The organism is Xanthomonas sp. AC360, assembly GCF_979258225.1.
Genome location: NZ_OZ409846.1, coordinates 3189204 through 3208756, shown reverse-complemented (window position 1 = coordinate 3208756; position 19553 = coordinate 3189204). Strand labels below are relative to the sequence as shown.

Genomic DNA, 19553 nt, shown 5'->3' with positions numbered 1-19553 from the left:
CCATCGTTCAACGATCGACCACCGCCACCGGTGCGGCGGGTGCTTCACCCTGCTTCCAGCCGCCCAGCGCCTTGTACACACCGACCACGCCGACATTGACTGCCGCCTCGGCCTGCGCCAACGCATCGTCTGCCGCCAGCTGGGTGCGCTGTGCATCCAGCAAGGTCAGGAAGTCTTCCGACCCCTCGCGGTACCGGATCTGTGCGAGCTGTTCGGCACGTCGCGCGGCATTGGCCTGGTCCACCACGATGGCCAGACGCGCCTGCTGACGGCCGTAGCCGATCAAGGCGTTTTCAGTGTCTTCCAACGCCAGCAACACCGTTTGCTGGTACTGCGCCAATGCGCCGTCGGCCTGGGCCTTGCTGGCACGCAGGCGTGCACGCACGGTACCGAAGTCGAATGCAGCCCAGCTGATCGACGGGGTGATCGACCAGGCCTTTGCGTTGCCCTGGGTCAACCTGGCTGCATCGCCGGACAGAAAGCCGACAAAGCCGCTCACGCTGATGCGCGGGAACAGATCGGCGGTGGCCACGCCGACCTGCGCGGTGGCCGCGGCCAGACGGCGCTCGGCGCTACGCACGTCCGGGCGTTGACGCAGCAATCCGGCCGTATCGCCCAGCGGCAACGGGCGCGCAAACGCCGGCATGCTGCGTGCGACCAGGGTGGCATCCAGCGCATTCGGCTGCTGGCCGAGCAACACGGCAAGACGGTGCCGGTATTGCGCCTCGGCGGTTTCCAGCAACGGAATATCCGCTTCGATGGCCTTCAAACGCGCCAGGCTGCTCTGCACATCCAGCTCGCTGCCGGCGCCCAGATCCCAACGCGTCTGCGTCAGCTTCTGGGTATCGCGCAGATTGGTCAGGGTGCGCTTGGAGACATCGAGCTGCTTCTGGGTACCGCGCAATTCAAAGTAATTGCGCGCCACTTCGGCCGCGACCGTGACCTGCACGTCCAGCAGGTTGGCCTGCTCGGCGTCGAGATCGGCGCGCGCCGCTTCCGAGGCGCGGCGCTGACGGCCGAACAGATCCAGCTCCCAGGCCGCATCCAGGCCCAGGGTGGTCTGTTCGGTGAGGAAGCGCTGATTGCCGGCGATCACCTGCTGCTGCTCGCGTCGATCGAAGCTGCTCTGCGCAGTGATATGCGGGGCCTGATCGAGACGACGCTCCACAAACACCGCACGTGCCTGCTTCACCCGCGACACCGCGATGCGCAGATCGTGATTGGCGAACAACGCATCGCGCACCAGTTGCTCCAGCACCGGGTCGTCGAACTGCGACCACCAGTTGCCGACCGGGGATTCAGCGCTGAAAGACGCATCCTGCGCGCCCTGCAGCGTGACCGAGGCGGGCGGGTCGGGCCGGTAATCCGGCCCCACCGCGCAACCGCTGAGCACCAGCGCGGCCAGCGCCGCGCCGAGCAATGTCCTTACCATGGCAAGGTGTCTCCCAAGTGGGTGTAGCTGCCGGTGGGGCCGTGCGCATCGATCAATGCCATCTGCACGCTGCTGTGTGCGCCCTGCTCGATGTCGATCTCGCCCTCACCACCGTTCATGTCGGTTTTGACGTAGCCCGGATGGATGGCGTTGACCTTGATCGAGGTGTCGCGCAGCTCGTAGGCCAGATGCACGGTCCAGCTATTCAAGGCGCTCTTGGAGGCGTTGTAGGCAGGCACCTTGAAAGTGTAGATCGGCGAGCTGGGCTCGCTATGCAGGGTCAGCGAGCCGAGAACGCTGGACACGTTGACGATACGGCCGGCCAGCGAACGCTGCAGCAGCGGCAGGAACGCCTTGGTCACGCCGACTACTGCAAACAGATTGGTGTCGAAGGTGCGCTTCCAGGTGTCCAGGCTTTGCTCGGACGGCTTGCGCTGGATGTCGTCGATCATGATGCCGGCGTTGTTGACCAGGATGTCCAGATGGCCGTGACGCTCCTTCACCGTGCCGACTGCTGCAGCGATGCTGATGTCGTCGTTGACGTCCAGTTGAATCGCTTCCACCGGCAGGCCTTCGGCCTGCAGCTTGAGTGCAGCGGCCACTGCGTCGTCGCGCTTGCGACCGGCCAGCAGCGTGTGCACGCCGGCTTGTGCGAGTTGACGAACGGTTTCCAGGCCGATGCCGCGGGTGGCGCCGGTGACCAGTGCGATCTTGGTGTTGCTCATGTGGTGAATCCTCTTCAATTGGGGGAAGTGATTGGCTTACGCCTTGACCGTGTCATGCGAAACGGCGGCCGGTGCAGCGGGCCCGCGACGGGTCACCCACTTGCGCAGCGCCACGTAGAACACGGGGGTCAGGAACAGGCCGAACAAGGTCACGCCCAGCATGCCGGCGAACACGGTGATACCGGTGACCGAGCGCACTTCGGCGCCGGCGCCATGGCCGAACACCAGCGGCACGGTGCCGGCGATGAAGGCGATGGAGGTCATCACGATCGGGCGCAGACGCAGGCGGCAGGCTTCCAGCGCGGCCTCGACAATGCCCTTGCCATGCATCTCCAGCTCGCGGGCGAATTCCACGATCAGGATCGCGTTCTTGCACGCCAGGCCCATCAACACCACCAGGCCCACCTGCACGAACACGTTGTTGTCGCCGCCGGTGAGCCACACACCGAACAACGCAGACAGCAAGGTCATCGGCACGATCAGGATCACCGCCAGCGGCAGGGTCCAGCTTTCGTACAACGCGGCCAGCACCAGGAACGCCAGCAACACCGCCATCGGGAACACGATCAACGCCGAGTTGCCCTGCGTGGACTGCTGATAACTCAGGTCGGTCCATTCGATGTTCATGCCGTTGGGCAATACCTTCGGTGCCATGCCGGCCAGCGTGTGCATCGCCTCGGTGGACGACAGCACGCGCGGGTCCGCTTCACCGATCAGATCGGCAGCCGGGTAGCCGTTGTAGCGGATCACCGGATCCGGGCCGTAGGTCTGGCCCAGCGTGACCATGCTGCCGATCGGCACCATTTGGCCGTTGGCATTGCGGGTGCGCAGGTTGGCGATGTCTTCGACGCTGTCGCGGAACTGTCCATCGGCCTGTGCGATCACCTGATAGGTGCGACCGAAGCGATTGAAGTCGTTAATGTACGACGAGCCCAGATAGGTCTGCAGCGTGTCGAACAGATTGGTCAGCGGCACGCCCTGCGCCTTGGCCTTGTCGCGGTCGACCTTGGCATCGAGCTGCGGCACGTTGGCCTGGTAGGTACCGATCGGGAACTGCATGCCCGGCGTTTGTGCGATCGCACCGGACATCGCATTCACCGCACTCTGCAACTGGCCATAGCCCAGACCGGCACGGTCCTGGATATACAGCGAGTAACCCGAGCCCTGGCCCAGGCCCAGAATCGGCGGCGGCATGAAGGCGAACGCAAAGCCCTGCTGGATCTGGCTGATACGTGCGTTGATCTCCGCATTGATCTGCGCGGCGGTACGGGTGCGCTGACTGAACGGCTTGAGCGTCAGAAACACCGTGCCGGTGTTGGGCGTGTTGGTGAACTGCAGCGGATTCAAACCCGGGAACGCAATCGCGTGGTCCACGCCTTCGGTCTGCAGCGCGATCTGGGTGATCTGACGGATCACCTCATTGGTGCGCTCCAGCGAGGCGCCTTCCGGCAGCTTGGTACCGGCGATCAGGTACAGCTTGTCCTGGGTCGGAATGAAGCCGCCCGGCACGATCTTGAACATGAAACCGGTGCCGACCAGCAGCAGCAGATACACCATGAACACCGCGCCACGCTTGCCCAGCGCACGCGACACCGCGCCCTGATACTTATGCGAGCTGCTGTTGAAGAAGCGGTTGAACGGGCGGAACAGCCAACCGAACAAACGATCGATCAACCGCGACGGGCCGTCCTTCGGCGCGTCGTGCGCCTTGAGTAGCATGGCTGCCAGCGCCGGCGACAAGGTCAGCGAGTTGATCGCCGAAATCACCGTGGAAATGGCGATGGTCACCGCGAACTGCTTGTAGAACTGGCCGGTCACGCCCGACAGGAACGCCATCGGCACGAACACTGCGCACAGCACCAGCGCGATGGCGATGATGGGCCCGGACACTTCGCGCATCGCCTGATGCGCAGCTGCCAGCGGGGTAAGACCTTCTTCGATATTACGCTCGACGTTTTCCACCACCACGATCGCATCGTCGACCACGATGCCGATCGCCAGCACCAGGCCGAACAGGCTCAAGGTATTGATCGAGAACCCCAGCAGATACAGCGCCGCGAACGTACCCACCACCGACACCGGCACCGCCAGCAACGGAATGATCGAAGCGCGCCAGGTCTGCAGGAACAGGATCACCACCAGCACCACCAGCAGCACCGCTTCCAGCAGCGTGTGCACCACTGCGCTGATCGAGTCGCGCACGAACACGGTGGGGTCATACGCTGCCGACCAGGCCATGTCCTGCGGGAACTGCTTTTCCAGCTCGGCCATCTTGGCGCGCACGGCATCGGACAATTCGATCGCGTTGGCACCGGGCGACTGGAACACGCCCATGCCCACCGCGTTCTGGTTGTCCAGCTGCGAGCGCAAGGTGTAGTTGCCGGCGCCCAGCTCCAAACGCGCCACATCGCTCAAGCGCACGATCTCGCCGCTGTTGCCGCTGCGGATCACGATGTTGCCGAACTCTTCTTCAGTGGTCAGGCGGCCCTGCGCATTGATCGACAGCAGGAAGTCGCTCTTGTTCGGCATCGGCTCGGCGCCGAGCTGGCCGGCGGAGACCTGCACGTTCTGCTCGCGGATCGCAGCGACCACGTCGCTGGCGGTGAGCCCGCGCGCGGCCACCTTGTCCGGATTCAGCCAGATACGCATGGCGTAGTCGCCCGAACCGAAGATCTGGATCTGGCCCACGCCAGGCAGACGCGACAGCTCGTCCTTGACCTTCAAGGTGGCGTAGTTGCTCAGGTACAGCGAGTTGTACTTGCCCTTGGGCGAGGTCAGATGCACCACCATGGTCAGCGTCGGCGACTGCTTCTGGGTGGTCACACCCTGCCGGCGCACGTCTTCGGGCAGACGCGCCTGCGCCTGGCTGACGCGGTTCTGCACCTGCACCTGTGCCTGGTCCGGATCGGTGCCGGGCTTGAAGGTCACGGTGACCACCAGCACGCCGTCCGAGCCAGCCACCGACTTCATGTACATCATGTTTTCGACGCCGTTGATCGCTTCTTCAAGCGGCGTGGCGACGGTCTCGGCAATGACCTTGGGGTTGGCGCCCGGATACACCGCACGCACCTGCACGCTCGGCGGTACCACTTCGGGGTATTCGCTGATGGGCAGCAGCGGCATGGCGATCAGGCCAGCCGCGAAGATGATGATCGACAGCACCGCGGCAAAGATCGGCCGGTCGATGAAAAAACGGGAAAAGTCCATTGGGGTGGTCCTGAAAGAGGTTGCCGCCAGGTGGCGGCGCGGCACAGCGGCCCCGATCCGGTCTGGGTGTCAGGCCGGTGGTCGAAGCGCGATGCAGCGATGAATCAGTTCGACGCGGTGCGTTTGTCCGATGCGGCGGCCATGGCCACGGCCTTGGCATCGACCGGCATGCCGGGCATGAAGATCTTCTGCACGCCATCGACCACGACGCGGTCGCTCGCGGCCAGACCCTTGCGCACGATGCGCAGCCCATCGGCACTGCGACCGAGCTCCACGTCGCGGCGCTGCGCCTTGCCGTCCTTGTCGACCACGTACACGTACTTGCGGTCCTGGTCGGTCAACACGGCTTTTTCGTCGACCAGCATGGCCTTGAACTGGCCGCTGCCCAGCAACTGCACGTGCGCATACAGGCCCGGCGTGAACTGCCGCTGCGCGTTGTCGAGCACGGCGCGCACTCGGATGGTGCCGGTGCTGCGGGTCACCTGGTTATCCAGGAAATCCACGCGCCCGGCGTGCGGGAAGCCCTGCTCGCCGACCAGGCCGATGCGCACCGGCAACTCGCCGCCGCGTTCGTCCGGACGCTCACCGTTGCGGGCCATCTGCGAGTAGCGCAGGAAGGTGCCTTCGTCGGCATCGAAGTAGACGAACACCTTGTCCAGCGACACCAGCGTGGTCAGCACGCTGGCGCTGTCGCCGGCGGTGACCAGGTTGCCGGCGGTGACCATCGCACGCCCGGCGCGGCCGTCGATCGGCGCGCGCACGCGGCTCCAGTCCAGATTGAGCTTGGCGGTGTCCACTGCCGCTTGTGCGGCCAGCAGATCGGCATCGGCCTGATCGGCGGCGGCGCGACGCTGCTCCCAGATTTCGGTGGAAATGGCCTGCTGGTCGGAGAGTTTGCGCGCACGTGCCGCTTCGCTGCGCGCCAGCGTGGCCTGGGTGCGGGCCCGCACCATCGCTGCGTTGGCGCGGGCGAAATCGGCGCGGTAGCTACGGTCGTCGATGCTGAAGAGCACATCGCCCTTCTTCACTTCGGCGCCTTCGGTGTAATTCACCTTGTCGATGTAACCGGACACGCGCGGGCGCAATTCGACGCTTTGCACCGCCTCGATGCGGCCGCTGAATTCGTCCCACTGGCTGATCTCTTTCATCAGCACCGGCGCGACGCTGACGCTGGGCGGCGGCGGCGCGCCGGTCTGCGCGGCACCGCCGCCGCAGGCGGCAAGCACGACCGCGAGCACGGCGCCCGTCAGAACAGTACGCATTGGAAAACGGAACGGGGTGGCGTTCGGGGTCATGGAGAGATCTCTCGAGTGGGGATGGGCAAATGCAGACCGGCCAGCCGGTCTACCGACGGCGCGGTAGAAAGACGACGACTGACGGTCACGATGGGTTGTCCGGGCTGGCCAGGCCCGGCGATGAGCGAGACGGCGGCGCGGCCGACATCCACGGCGCGAATCCATTCCGGGCACGCGTCCTTGGCGCGGCCCGGCGTGCACACCGGTTGTTCGACCGAGAGCAGATGCACGCGCACGCCCAGCGGTTTGGCTTCTTCATGCAGCACCTGGGCGAGCATGCGGATGGCGGCGGCGGCCACCGAACTGTCGCCGTGTGCAGCCCAGGCGCGCAGCGCGCACGGGCTGCCCAGCAACAGATAGCGGCCGCCGCCGTCGGCTTCGGCCAGCAGCGGCAGCAGGTGACGTGCCGCCGCCAGATGCGGCAGCACGTCGCGCTCCAGGCGCCGACGCAGCGCCGTCACCGGCCGATCCAGCAAGCGCCCGGCCTTCCGCGGGCTGCCCAGGCTGGCGATCACTGCGCCCAAGGGGCGCGGCCGCTGCGCCAGCTCGGTGGCCAGCGCCTGTGCCGAGGCATCATCGGCCACCGAGCCTTGCAGGGTCTCCAGCAGCGGGGCATTGCCATGCTGCGCGCGTAGCGCGTCGAGCTTGGCGGCATCGCGTCCAATCACCAGCACCGGCATGCCGGCGTCGAGCAACGCGGTGACGATCCCGGCGCCAACGTTGCCCGCACCGCCGATTACGACGGTTTCGGATTGGACCATCCCGGTCATGGGACTTTCACTCCCGACATCGGGACAATTCCGCGCTGTGCCCAGCGCGCCTGCAGTCCAGTCCGCTGCATGGGCGCACCGCCAGCCTGCCGCTTGGGCGAAGCAGAAAAGCCACGTGAAACGCTGGCACGCGGGCTTCTTGCCGAGGAAACCACCGGATCGAAAGCGCTTTCGATGGCGCTGCGCGCGTTAGAGGACAAGCCGAAGACATCGCACAACCACATGGCCGTGCTCCTGCATGGAGGGGATGCCGCATAAGCTAGGCCTGAAAGTAGCACTTGATTAGTCCGGATTTAGGGGAATAATCGTCCCGCAAGCGGTCCAATCCCTCCTGACCCCCGGAAGGCAGTCCCATGACACACGATCTCAACGACACCCTGATCTTCGTCAAGGTGGTCGAACAAGGCAGCTTCATTGCTGCTGCCAACGCGCTTGGCCTGCCCAAGACCACCGTCAGCCGCAAGGTGCAGGAACTGGAAACGCGCCTGGGTGCGCGCCTGCTGCACCGGACCACGCGGCGCATCGGCCTGACCGAAGCCGGCTCGGTGTATCACGAACATTGCCAGCGCATCGCCCGCGAACTGGAAGAAGCCGAAAGCGCAGTGGGGCAATTGCAGTCCGGCCCACGCGGCTGGCTGCGGTTTACCGTGCCGTATTCGCTGGGCATTACCTGGATCGCGCCATTGCTGGGCGAGTTCCATGCGCAATACCCGGAAATCCAGCTGGATATGCATCTGGGCAACGAGAAGCTGGACCTGATCGGCGGCGAAGCCGATCTGGCATTGCGCGTCGGTGCCCTGCCCGATTCGAACCTGGTCGCACGCAAGCTCGGCAGCCTGCGCACGCAGGTGTTTGCCAGCCCGTCGTATATCGAACGCTATGGCGAGCCGCTGCATCCGGACGAGCTGCAATTCCATCGCACGCTGGCATTGCGCAAGAACCGCAACGTGCACAACAACCGCTTTTTCTGGTCGCTTAGCGATGGCAGCGATGTGCGCGATTTTCCGGTCAATCCATTGATGGTGGCCAACGACCCGGCGGCGCTCAACGGTGCGGTGTTATGCGGCGAAGGGTTGCTGCTGACCGGCGATGTGATGGCCAAACCGTTCGTGCAATCGGGCCTGGTGCGCCGCGTACTCGCTGGCTGGACCGGGCCGGAAGTGGATTTCAACGCAGTGTTTGCCGGCGGCCGTCTGGTGTCGCCAAAAGTGCGCGCGTTCGTGGACTTTCTGGTGACGCGGATGAACTTCGACGCGGATTACATGATGGCCCAGTGCCCGGCACGGTTGGCTGCGCAAAAGGCCAACAGCGAGGCGGAAGTGGAAGTCGAAGTAAAAGCCGAACGTGCGGAAGGCAAGCGCATTCTGGAACACGTGACTGCGTGACTGCGTGCTTGAGTCGCGCGCGTTAGTCGAGTGGGCTTAGATGGATCCTTCTCCCGTCGGGAGAAGCTGCCCGACGGGCGGATGCGGGTATGTGCGCAGGTCGAACTGGCAACATCACGCCGCGCTTTCGCTTGAAATTTTTCGTTCGACATAAAAAAGCAGGCCGCTCTCGCGGCCTGCTTCAGGACTTCTGCGCTGGCGAGGAATCACCAGCGCACACTTCACAGGTACGACGTACTCAACGCATGCCGGTGTTGCTGGCAGCGCCTTCCGCACGCAGCGGAATCAAGCGAATTTCCACGCGACGGTTCTGCGCGCGACCGGCGTCGGTGCTGTTGTCGGCGATCGGGTAGCGCTTGCCGGCACCCATGGTTTCCATGCGTTCGCGCTGCACGCCCTGTGCGGTCAGATACTGCGCCACGGCGCCGGCACGCTCTTCGGACAGGCGCTGATTCACCGCATCGCTGCCGACGCTATCGGTATGGCCCACCACTTCCACCATGGTCTGGTTGTACTCGCGCAGCGTGGAGGCAACCCCATTGAGCGCGCTGTAGAACTGCGGCTTCAACGCAGACTTGCCGAAGTCGAAGGTGATGCCGTCGGGCAGGTTCAAGGTGATGTTGTCGCCCTGGCGCTGCACGTCGATACCGGTATTGGCGGTGCGCTCACGCAGCGCGCGTTCCTGCCGATCCTGGTACTGACCAACCGCCGCGCCGCTCAGTGCACCGATACCAGCACCGACCATGGCGTGCTGACGACGCTCGGTGGCGCTGTCGCCGGTGAGCAGGCCCGCAGCCACACCGATCGCGGTGCCGATCAGCGCATTGCGGCCGGTGCGGTTCTGCTGTTGGGTCTGGTCGCCATATTGATCGCGCTGCACATACGAGCCGCCGGTAGCGCAGGCGGACAGCGCGATGGCGCTGACCAGGGCAACGGCGAGACTCTTGGTGGCTGCTGGGGACATGGTGTTCTCCTGTGGCCGGAACATCCGGCACTCAATCGTGGTGGCGAGGATAAACAGGCCAACGCGACTGGCGCATGATGAAAATGGCCATGGATGACGTGCGGATAGCCGTCCATTCAGGAAAACGTTTTCGGTGGCCACACGCGAAAACAAGACGAAAACGGCAGCTGCCTGCGATGCAACGCGACCGCATCGAGGGCGCGTTAGGCGTTGCGACGTGCCTGCACTGCAGGCGCACACGCACATGCCGCAGCACACGCGCCGCAGTCAGCCTCGCGTCTTTGCATAGGCGGCCAACGCCGCATCGCGCCCTTCTGCAAGGCCGATGATGGGTGTACGCGGATACTCCGGTGCGAAGCGCGCGAGCGACAACGGATGCAGCCACGGGGCGAAGCGTTCCTTCACCGCGAGCTTGCCGAGTTCGGGCACCCAGCGCGTGATGTAGGTGGCCTGCGGATCGAATTTTTCTGCCTGCGTGACCGGGTTGAACACGCGGAAGTACGGCGCGGCATCGGCACCGGTGCCGGCCACCCATTGCCAGCCCATGGTGTTGTTGGCCAAGTCCGCATCCACCAGCGTGTCCCAGAACCAGCGCGCGCCTTCGATCCAGTGCACGCGCAGATGCTTGCACAGCAGACTGGCCACGATCATGCGCACACGGTTGTGCATCCAGCCGGTGTGCCAGAGCTGACGCATGCCTGCATCGACGATTGGAATGCCGGTGCGACCGCGTTGCCAGGCCTGCAATGCGACCGGATCGACCTTGGCCCAGTCAAACCCTTCGAAGCGCGGGTTGAGATTCTGATTGGTGGTGTCCGGGAAGTGATGCAGCAGGTGATAGGCAAAATCGCGCCAACCTAGCTGGCGGATGTAGCCATCGATCTCGGCACCATTGCGCGCATTGCGATGCGCTTCCAGTGTGCTGGCAATCCGCCACGGGGCGATCTCGCCGAAATGCAGATGCGGCGACAGTTGCGAGGTACCGACGCGATCGGGACGGTCGCGGTTTTCGCGATACCCGTTGAGCGCACCGTCAATGAAGATCTCCAGCATTTCATGTGCACCGGCCTCGCCGGGCTGCCAGTGCTCCCAGAATCCTTGGTCCCAGTTCAAGCGCGGCAGCAACTGCAGCGACTCCAGCGCAACGGTTTTCAACTTCGCCGGCAACGGCGGCAAACTGCGCGGCGCCGGCACGGCAGTGGGCAGCTGCAACTGGGTCAGCGCGTTGCGCCAGAACGGGGTAAAGACCTTGTAAGGCCCCCCCTGTTGCGTCGACAACTGCCAGGGCTCCAACAGCAACGCGGAATTGCAGCTTTGCACCTCGATGCCGCGCTCACGCAGGCTGCGCTTGATCTGCGCATCGCGCGGCTGGGTGGCCGGCTCGTATTTGCGGTTCCAATACACCGCTACTGCGCCGCTCTGCGCGATCACCTCATCCAGCACCTGCGCACTGTTACCGGCACGAATGACCAGGCCGCTCCCCAGTGCACACAGCACGTTGTCCAGCGCCGCAAGCGAGCGATGTCGCCAGCTGCGCGAAGCCGCGCCAGGCGCCCACTCGCCTTCTTCGTGCGGTGCGTCGATGTAGAGCGGAATGGGGTCATGCCCGGCATCCAGCGCAGCGCGCAGGGCCGGGTTGTCCTGCAGACGCAGATCGCGACGGAACCAGACGATGGCGTATGACATGCGAACTCGGCAGCGGCGGTGAGGCTGCGCAGCATAAGCCAGCGCACGCAATGATGGCGCGATGCCCGGCCCACTCCGACATGCGGGTCGTCCGCCGGCAGCACACGTTGCGCGGCAGTGGATCGCTCACGCGCTACCGCAGCGACATCGATATCGCCGCACGCGCGCGCTTATGGAAGGAGGCGCAAGCGTTGCCGCGCCATTGCCGTTCAACCACCGCCCACGACCGCAGGCAGCGCTGGCAAGGTCCTTACTCGAAGCTGCCCACCGAGTCGTGCGACAGATTGTCGAAACGGGTGTATTCGCCGAAGAACTTGAGCTTGCACGAGCCGGTCGGTCCGCCACGGTGCTTGCCGATGATGATCTCGGCCAGGCCCTTGTCCGGCGAATTTTCCTTGTTGTAGTAATCGTCGCGGTAGATGAAGACGATCATGTCGGCGTCCTGCTCGATTGCGCCGGATTCGCGCAAGTCGGCCATCACCGGGCGCTTGTCGGTACGGGTTTCCAGCGAGCGGTTGAGCTGCGACAGCGCAATCACCGGTACGTTGAGTTCCTTGGCCAGGCCCTTGAGACCACGCGAGATTTCCGAAATTTCGGTCGCGCGGTTTTCACTGTTGCCCGGCACCGACATCAGCTGCAGGTAGTCGATGACGATCAGGCCAAGGTCGTGTTCGCGCTTGAGCCGGCGGCACTTGGAACGCAGCACTTCCGGTGACACGCCTGGCGTGTCATCGATGAAGATTTTGGTTTCTTTCAGCATCTTGATCGCGCCGGTCACGCGCGCCCAATCCTCGTCTTCCAGCGCACCGGTACGCAGACGCTGCGCATTGATGCGGCCGTTGGAGGAGATCAGACGCATCGCCAGCTGCGAGGCCGACATTTCCATCGAAAATACCGCCACGCCCTTCTTGGACTTGATCGCAGCGTATTCGGCGATGTTCAGCGCCAGCGTGGTCTTGCCCATGGCCGGACGCGCGGCCAGGATGATCAGATCGGTCGGCTGCAGGCCGGCGGTCATCGCATCGAAGTCGGTGTAGCCGGTCGGCAGGCCGGTGATGTTGCCGCCGTTTTCGAACCGGTTGCGCAGCTCTTCGAACGCGTCCTTCAATGCGCCCGGCATCGCCACGAAATCGGTGCGTCCACGCGCGCCTGCTTCCGCGATCTTGAACACCGCTTTTTCCGCCGATGCCAGCAGCTCCACGCTCTCGCGCCCTTCCGGCTGAAAGCCATCGTTGACGATGGTGGTGCCCACTTCGATGAGCTGCCGCAGCACGGCCTTGTCGCGCACGATTTCCGCGTACGCGGCGATATTGGCAGCCGACGGCGTGGTGCTGGCCAGCTCGATCAGATACGCGCCATCGCCCACCTGCTCCAGCTTGCCCTGCGACTCGAACCACTCGCCCAGCGTCACCGCGTCGAACGGACGGTCTTTCTCGTTCAACTCGCGAATCGCGCGGTAGATCAGCCGGTGGTCGCGCCGGTAAAAATCGTTGTCGGTGAGCTGGTCGTTGACCCGATCAAACGCTTCCGGTGCCAGCATCAGCCCGCCAAGCACAGCCTGTTCGGCTTCGACCGAATGCGGCGGCACGCGCAACTGGTCCAGACGCGGCTCGGGACGATCGTAATCGTCGTCGTCACGATCACGATTGCGCTTGGAACGGAAACCAGGACGAGCGGACATGGACGAACAAACCTGACGCGGGGGAGACGAGGGCAGGAAGCATAGTCATCGACGGCGCCGACGACCATGCACAACTCTGTGGATAACTGGTGGACAGCCAGTGCATCACCCTTGTACGCGAGCGCTGTCGCAGCAGCCGCGACCCTTGCCCTGCCTGGCTTTCAGCATCCTGACCAGGCTGCCCGGCAAGCGCGCACGCGCCGCGACAACGCTGTGATCAACTCAATGCTTGAGGTGCGCGACCAGGCCCAGAAACGCATCGACAAAGCTTTGCAGGAACTTGCGGCTGTCGGCGTTGGCGATCTGATCGCCCGGGCCAAACAGACCGTCCTTGTACTGCAGGAAGACCTCCGGCTGGCCCAGCACATGCATGTTCAGATAGGCCAGCACATTGCGCAGATGCTGCTGTGCAGTCGCAGTACCGATCGCGCCGACCGAGATACCGACCACCGCTGCCGGCTTGCCGCTAAACGCGCTGTCGCCGTAAGGACGCGAGCCGGTGTCGATGGCGTTCTTGAGCACGCCGGGAATCGAACGGTTGTACTCGGGTGTGACGAACAACACCGCATCGGCCGCGCGGATCTGCTGCTTCAGGCGCGTGCCCTCGGCCGGGTAGTCGCCGTCGTGGTCCTGGTTGTACAGCGGGATATCGCCGATTTCCACATACTCGAACACGGCCTTGTCGCCAGCCAGATGCTCCAGCGCGCGCGCCAGCTGACGGTTGTACGACTCTGCGCGTAGGCTGCCGACCAGGACGGCAATAGTGATCTTGCTCATGGGGGACGCTCCGTGGAATCAGGGCCCCACCCTACCCAGCCCCATGCTCAGAGCTGGTGAAACGCCGCCCGGCACCGGCGGCTCAACCGGCGGCGCATGCATCGACGGCACGCGGATCACGAGGATTTCGCCTGCAAGGCGCTGACGCACCGCTCCTACCCGGCCGGATGTTCGAGCCGCGGCGCCCAGCGTCACACTCCACGCGGGCGCAGCGACGCCATCTCCCGCACCTAGGGACGGTTGATCGCCACGATCACGGTCACGATCAGCGCGTCATCGCCGCGCGTTGTTCGCGCCAGTGCGCCTGCCAGGCCTGGAACATCAGCACCGTCCACAGGTGCGTATGCCATTTGCGTTCGCCACCGTTGAAGTCGCGCCATAGCCCGGCCACGGTGTCGGCGGCAAACACGCCCTCGCGCTCCAGCGTGCCGTGCGCCAGCAGATCGTCTGCCCAGCCGTTCAAATCGCCACGCAGCCAGGCACTGACCGGCGCGCCGAAGCCGCGCTTGCCGCGGTAGACCATCGGGTCGGGCAAATAGCGGCACAGCACGCGCTTGAGCAGGTATTTGCTGACGCCGTCGCGGTACTTGAGCGAGAGCGGCAGCGACCAGGCGAATTCGGCCACGCGCCAGTCCAGCAGCGGTGCACGCGCTTCCAGCCCCACCGCCATGGTGGTGCGGTCGACCTTGCACAACAGGTCGTCGGGCAGATACGCGGCAAAATCGGCCAGCATCATCGCGTCGGCCGGCGTGCCGGAGCCGTGCAGCGGGTCGGCCAGGCTGTAGAAACTGTCCGGCTCGGTGGCGCCCAGTACCACCGCCGCCGGGTCGCGCCAGCGCGAAATGCGATTGCGGTAGATGTCGCCGATGCCACGCGCGCCGGCCTCGGCCACCAGCGCGGCCAGCCCGCCGGTACGCGAGGATTCGCCGTTGCTGCGCGCCGCCACCGCCATCAGGCGGCGCAACGGGCCAGGCACCAGGCCGTGCATGCGCCAGTTGCGCAACGCGCGCTGGTAGCGGCCATAGCCGAAGAACAATTCATCGCCGCCATCGCCGGACAGCGCCACGGTCACGCCGCCGCGTGCCAGGCGTGCCACCAGCGCGGTCGGCACCTGCGATGCATCGGCGAAGGGTTCGTCGAACATGTCCGGCAAGGTCGGCACCACCGCCAGTGCATCGGCACCGCTGACGTACAGCTCGGTGTGGTCGGTATGCAGATGCGTGGCCACTTCGCGCGCCAACGGCGCTTCATCGTGATGCGAGCCTTCAAAGCCGATGCTGAAGGTGTGCACCGGCTGGCTGCTTTGCGCCTGCATCATCGCGGTGACGATGGACGAGTCGGTGCCGCCGGACAGGAACACGCCCACCGGCACGTCGGCCACCATGCGTAGCGCCACCGCATCGCGCAGCACACTATCGAGCTGTTCTTCGGCCTGCGTATCGGTGCCGGTAAATGGCGCTGCCAGAGCGCGCTGCATCGCTTCGCGCGCGTTCCAGAACGGCTGTTGCGCCTGGTCGGGGCGGTGCGCGGCCGCACCTGCCGCCACGGTCTGCGCATCCATCCGCAACACGCGGCCGGGCATCAGCTTGAAGGTGCGCTCGTGGATGCAGGCAGGCGCCGGGATGTAGCCCAGGCGCAGCAGCAAGGTCAGCGCGTCGCGATCGACCCCGTTGTCGAAATCCGGGTGCTGCCACAGCGCCTTGAGTTCGGAACCGAACACCAGCGTGTCACCGGCCCAGCCGTAGTACAGCGGCTTCTTGCCGACGCGGTCGCGCGCCAGGAACAGGCAGTTGTCGCGCTCGTCCCACAGTGCGATGGCGAACATGCCATTGCAGCGGGTCAAGGTGTCGTCCAGCCCCCATTCCACCACCGCTGCCAGCAACACTTCGGTATCGGAATGCCCGCGGAAGCGATGCCCGAGCGCAGCCAGTGCGGCACGCAGTTGCGCAAAGTTGTAGACCTCGCCGTTGTAGGCCAGCACATAGCGGCCGTCGGCCGAACGCATCGGCTGATGGCCCAGCGGCGACAGATCCAGAATGCTCAGCCGCTGGTGCGCCAGTGCCACGCCGGCCTGCGCATCGCACCAGGTACCTGCATCGTCCGGGCCGCGATGACGCAAGGCCGCACCCATCGGTCGCACCAGCGCGTCGAGCTGCTCGCCATGCAGACGCGGCGACGCCAGCAGCATTCCTGCCAATCCGCACATGCTCAGCGCTCCTGCCGACTCATGCCGCCACCGCCGCAGGTGCGGGCATCGGCACGAAGCCCGACAGCGCCCGCACGCGTTGCAGCCAGGCACCGATCGCCGGCCAGCGCTCCAGATCGAAACCGCCGTCCTCGGCGCAATGCGTATACGCAAACAGCGCGATGTCGGCAATGCCGTAGTCGCTCCCGGTAAACCAGGCGTGCTGCTGCAGATGCTGCTCCATCACCGCCAGCGCCTGGTCGCCGCGCGCGCGCAGCTGCGGCAATTCGGCGCGGCGCGCGGCATCGCGCGGGGTCCACACGCTGATGAAACGTGCCACCGCCAGATACGGTTCGTGACTGTATTGCTCGAAGAACATCCAGCTCAGCGCCTGCGCACGTTGCCACGCATCGGTGGGCAGGTACGGCGTGCCTTCGGCCAGCCAGAACAGGATCGCGTTGGATTCGGTCAGCACGCGGCCGTCGTCGCGTTCCACCATCGGCACCTTGCCGTTGGGATTCTTGGCCAGGTACTCGGGCGTGCGGGTCTGCCCAGCCACGCTGTCTACTTCGACCCAGTGATAACGGCTACCCAGCTGCTCCAGCAGCAGACGCACCTTGTAGCAGTTGCCGGAACTGGACATGCCATGCACGGTCAACGGGGGACGCACGGTCGACATCAAGCTGGCTCCGCGACAACGACGAGGGGGCTGGCAGTGTCACAGCCCCGTGCGCCTTTGCAAAGCCCTTTGCACGCATCGGCAGCCGCCTGCCGCCACCGGTGCGGGCACTGCAATCGCCAATCGGACTGCAGCAGCGATGGCCCATCTCACCCCGTCGCCACGATCGCCACCGGCACGCCCAGCACAGCGACCACCACACCCAGCAGCGACAGCGTCAACGCCCAGGCACCCAAGGCGCGCGCGCGTCCGCACCCGGTGGCACCGGCAACAGCCTGCACCGAGCACACCGACCACCACAGGCCGCCGAGCATCAACAGCAGCACGCACATCGACAACTGCGCCATGCCGGCCGGATCGCTGGCACCGCTCTGCAGCAGGGCCGGCTTGCCCTTGAGCGACACCAGCCCGGCGAGCACGCACACCAGCCATGGCAAGACGCTGCCCGCCATTGCCGGCAGCAGCCGCGCGACCTGCGCCGCGCTGCCCATCCAGCGCAACAATTGTTTGAGCAGCACGCAGCCCAGCACCAGCACCGCGCCCACGGCCAGAGCACCGGCCAGCTGCATCCACCATGGCAGCGCATGCAGCCACATCCACGCCGACACCAGCGTGGTCACGGCAAACACCGCCCAGGCACTGCGCTGCAGCCCTACCTGCTGCGGCATGCACTGCGCCGTGCCGTGCGGGTCGAACAGCAGCCCGCCCAGCCCACCGCCACGCCACCAGGCCAGGCAACCCAGCACCAGCACGATCAAGGCCAGCAACCCGACCAGCGGATAGCTCAGCGCCCGCCAATCGGTCGGTTGCTTGCGCCGCTGCGGCTTGAGGTCGTGATTGAAGTACAGCAGGTCGCGCGCACGCTCCATATCGGCCGCCGCACGCGCCACCCCGTTAGCGGGAATGCGGTCGGCGAAGCGCTGCCATTCGCCGACAATTTCAATGCGCCCATCGCGCATCGCAATCGTGCGCGAGAAGCGGAACCAGGGGTTGCTCACGCTCTGCGTGTCTGCATCCACTTTCGTCACCGGGTCGCTCTGCACGCGCACGGTCTGCCGCGCCAGCTGCGGCCCGCGTAGCACCAACGGGCTCTTGCGCGCCTCCTTGGGCAAGCTATCCATCCAGTCGCCGAGCTGAAACAGCGGAAAACCCACTTCATCGCCTTCTGCCACCGGCCATTCCAGCCGATAGGTTTCGTGCGTGCGCACATTCAATGCATCGCTATCGTCGATGGTCGGCGCATCGACCTGTGTCAGCGCGGTGTAGTACTGCTGCATGAACTCCAGATAGCGCTCGCCCATCGCTTGCGCGCCATCGTTTTCGAAGCTCGACGTCACCCGTTCACCGCGTCCCTGCCGATACGTGGTGTCCACGCTGAAAGTGGCGACGCGCTGCGGTTTGCGCAGCGAAATCACGATGTCTTCGATGACCTCGACCTGCGGCAAGGTCGGCATCGGTGCCGGCACGTCGACCAGGGCGTCCTGCCCGGCCAGGACCGGCAATCCACGTACGAACGGCAGCGGCCGACGCTGCGCAAGCGGGCCGTCTTCGCGGTCGCGCGTGGCATCCACCCACACATCGCCCTGCGGCAGATGTGCGCGCACCACCACATGGTCGAAGGCGTAGGGGCTGGGCAGGCGCTTGTCCAGTGCGGCGCCCTTGTCGCTGCTGACCAGCACCGGTTCGGCGCGGATGCCGGCTAGCTGCAACAACGCAATCAACAAGGTCGCCTTGTCCTTGCAGTCGCCGTAGCGGTTGCGCAACGTCACTTCCGGCGCATGCGGCGCGTGCGAGTTTTCGCCCATGTCCAGGCCCACGTAGCGGATCTCGCCCTGCACGAAGGCCACCGCGCGCAACAACGCGCCCTGTGCATCGTCGCTGTGCAGCCGCAGGCTCTGCCTCATGCTGGCGGCCACCTGCGCATCCTTGAACGCATCCGGATACAACTGCGCGGCCCATGCGGCCACATTCGCCCAGTTGCCGGCAGTGGACACTTCGATCACGCCATACGGGTCCACATCGTCGGGAGCGCCTTTTTCCTCCTGCACCGCGGCGATATTGCTTGCCCCGATGTTCAACAGCGTGACCCCATCGGCACTGCTGACATTGCGGCTGAAGCCTGGCGCGCTGATGCGCCACTGCAAAGCCATGTCGGCGGGATAACGCACACGAATCCGGCGTTCGCCCAGCGGCACGCCGTAGCGCGCATCGAAGATGTCGTAATAGCCCTTGCCGAACACCGGGTTGCTGCCGGTGATGGTCACCCCGTAATCCACCCGGTCGCCGACGCGCAGGTCCGGCAAGGTGATCGACAGCGTCAGCGCGCCATCGATCAAGCCTTCTTCCAGGCCGCTTTCGCGGCGTAGCTTGGCGTAATGCGCGCGGCTACGCATGTCGATGCGCTGGCCCGCGCGCCAGACATCCAGGCTGTTGAGCTGCAACGTCTGATACTGCGGCTGGTAGTCGATGGAGATCTGCCCGGCCTCGTCCAGACTCTTGGCCCGCTGCACCGTGTAACTCAGCCGCCGATACGCGCGCGCCGCAGGGCCGGTCAGATCGACCTGATCGGAGACCAGTTCATAGCGCAATCCGCTCGCGCCCGGCACGCTGTCGGGCACCGCATCGGCGACTACCCATGCCGGTGCCGGCGCCATGCTCGGCGCCTCGTTCGCCTGCACCGGTGCGATCGCGATTGCGGCAATCGCGCAGATCCCGCACACCGTCCAGAAGACGCCGCGTAGGCGCCGCATCACATCCTTGCCGATCA

The 19553-nt window shown here is 65.2% G+C and carries 14 protein-coding genes; 1 reads left to right on the top strand and 13 read right to left on the bottom strand.

Annotated features, from left to right (window positions below):
- Positions 1-7 precede the first annotated feature (7 nt).
- The 6 genes from ACZZ0O_RS13885 to ACZZ0O_RS13860 all read right to left on the bottom strand — a co-directional run bounded on the left by ACZZ0O_RS13885 (position 8) and on the right by ACZZ0O_RS13860 (position 7653).
- Positions 8-1432, bottom strand: a complete 1425-nt coding sequence (locus ACZZ0O_RS13885) for an efflux transporter outer membrane subunit (RefSeq protein WP_055844938.1) — start codon at positions 1430-1432, stop codon at positions 8-10.
- Positions 1426-2157: an SDR family oxidoreductase gene (locus ACZZ0O_RS13880; RefSeq protein ID WP_115553423.1), complete on the bottom strand. Its 732-nt coding sequence runs from the start codon at positions 2155-2157 to the stop codon at positions 1426-1428. Before ACZZ0O_RS13880 ends, ACZZ0O_RS13885 begins: the two co-directional genes overlap by 7 nt.
- A 36-nt stretch (positions 2158-2193) precedes the next feature.
- Positions 2194-5364: an efflux RND transporter permease subunit gene (locus ACZZ0O_RS13875; RefSeq protein ID WP_055844944.1), complete on the bottom strand. Its 3171-nt coding sequence runs from the start codon at positions 5362-5364 to the stop codon at positions 2194-2196.
- A 104-nt stretch (positions 5365-5468) separates the two neighbouring features.
- Complete coding sequence (locus tag ACZZ0O_RS13870; protein ID WP_115512092.1) at positions 5469-6659, bottom strand: efflux RND transporter periplasmic adaptor subunit; 1191 nt, start codon at positions 6657-6659, stop codon at positions 5469-5471.
- Positions 6656-7429, bottom strand: coding sequence for an SDR family NAD(P)-dependent oxidoreductase (locus ACZZ0O_RS13865; RefSeq protein ID WP_161961792.1), 774 nt, complete (start codon positions 7427-7429; stop codon positions 6656-6658). Before ACZZ0O_RS13865 ends, ACZZ0O_RS13870 begins: the two co-directional genes overlap by 4 nt.
- On the bottom strand, positions 7426-7653 hold the full coding sequence (locus ACZZ0O_RS13860; RefSeq protein ID WP_115512094.1) for a hypothetical protein: 228 nt from the start codon (positions 7651-7653) through the stop codon (positions 7426-7428). Before ACZZ0O_RS13860 ends, ACZZ0O_RS13865 begins: the two co-directional genes overlap by 4 nt.
- Positions 7654-7782: 129 nt before the next feature.
- Between ACZZ0O_RS13860 and ACZZ0O_RS13855 the strand changes: the two genes are divergently transcribed.
- Positions 7783-8814, top strand: a complete 1032-nt coding sequence (locus ACZZ0O_RS13855; protein WP_463591041.1) for a LysR family transcriptional regulator — start codon at positions 7783-7785, stop codon at positions 8812-8814.
- Positions 8815-9052: 238 nt separating this feature from the next.
- On the opposite strand, the gene ACZZ0O_RS13850 is transcribed toward ACZZ0O_RS13855, so the two are convergent.
- The 7 genes from ACZZ0O_RS13850 to ACZZ0O_RS13820 all read right to left on the bottom strand — a co-directional run bounded on the left by ACZZ0O_RS13850 (position 9053) and on the right by ACZZ0O_RS13820 (position 19479).
- On the bottom strand, positions 9053-9778 hold the full coding sequence (locus tag ACZZ0O_RS13850) for a YiaD family glycine zipper/OmpA-like lipoprotein (protein WP_055844961.1): 726 nt from the start codon (positions 9776-9778) through the stop codon (positions 9053-9055).
- 267 nt (positions 9779-10045) lie between these two features.
- The gene (locus tag ACZZ0O_RS13845; RefSeq protein WP_463591040.1) at positions 10046-11464 is read right to left on the bottom strand and encodes a cryptochrome/photolyase family protein; all 1419 of its coding nucleotides are present in this window, start codon (positions 11462-11464) and stop codon (positions 10046-10048) included.
- 250 nt (positions 11465-11714) lie between these two features.
- Positions 11715-13145: a replicative DNA helicase gene (locus tag ACZZ0O_RS13840; RefSeq protein ID WP_055844967.1), complete on the bottom strand. Its 1431-nt coding sequence runs from the start codon at positions 13143-13145 to the stop codon at positions 11715-11717.
- A gap of 222 nt (positions 13146-13367) precedes the next feature.
- Complete coding sequence (locus tag ACZZ0O_RS13835; RefSeq protein ID WP_463591039.1) at positions 13368-13922, bottom strand: NADPH-dependent FMN reductase; 555 nt, start codon at positions 13920-13922, stop codon at positions 13368-13370.
- Between the two features lie 265 nt (positions 13923-14187).
- Positions 14188-16128, bottom strand: a complete 1941-nt coding sequence (gene asnB, locus ACZZ0O_RS13830) for an asparagine synthase (glutamine-hydrolyzing) (RefSeq protein ID WP_115527474.1) — start codon at positions 16126-16128, stop codon at positions 14188-14190.
- A gap of 19 nt (positions 16129-16147) precedes the next feature.
- A complete protein-coding gene (locus ACZZ0O_RS13825; RefSeq protein ID WP_161963848.1) occupies positions 16148-16786 on the bottom strand; it encodes a glutathione S-transferase family protein in 639 nt (212 codons plus the stop codon).
- 149 nt (positions 16787-16935) lie between these two features.
- Positions 16936-19479 carry a DUF3857 domain-containing transglutaminase family protein gene (locus ACZZ0O_RS13820; RefSeq protein ID WP_463592451.1) on the bottom strand — a complete coding sequence of 848 codons (2544 nt, stop codon included), beginning with the start codon at positions 19477-19479 and terminating at the stop codon, positions 16936-16938.
- Positions 19480-19553: the final 74 nt, after the last annotated feature.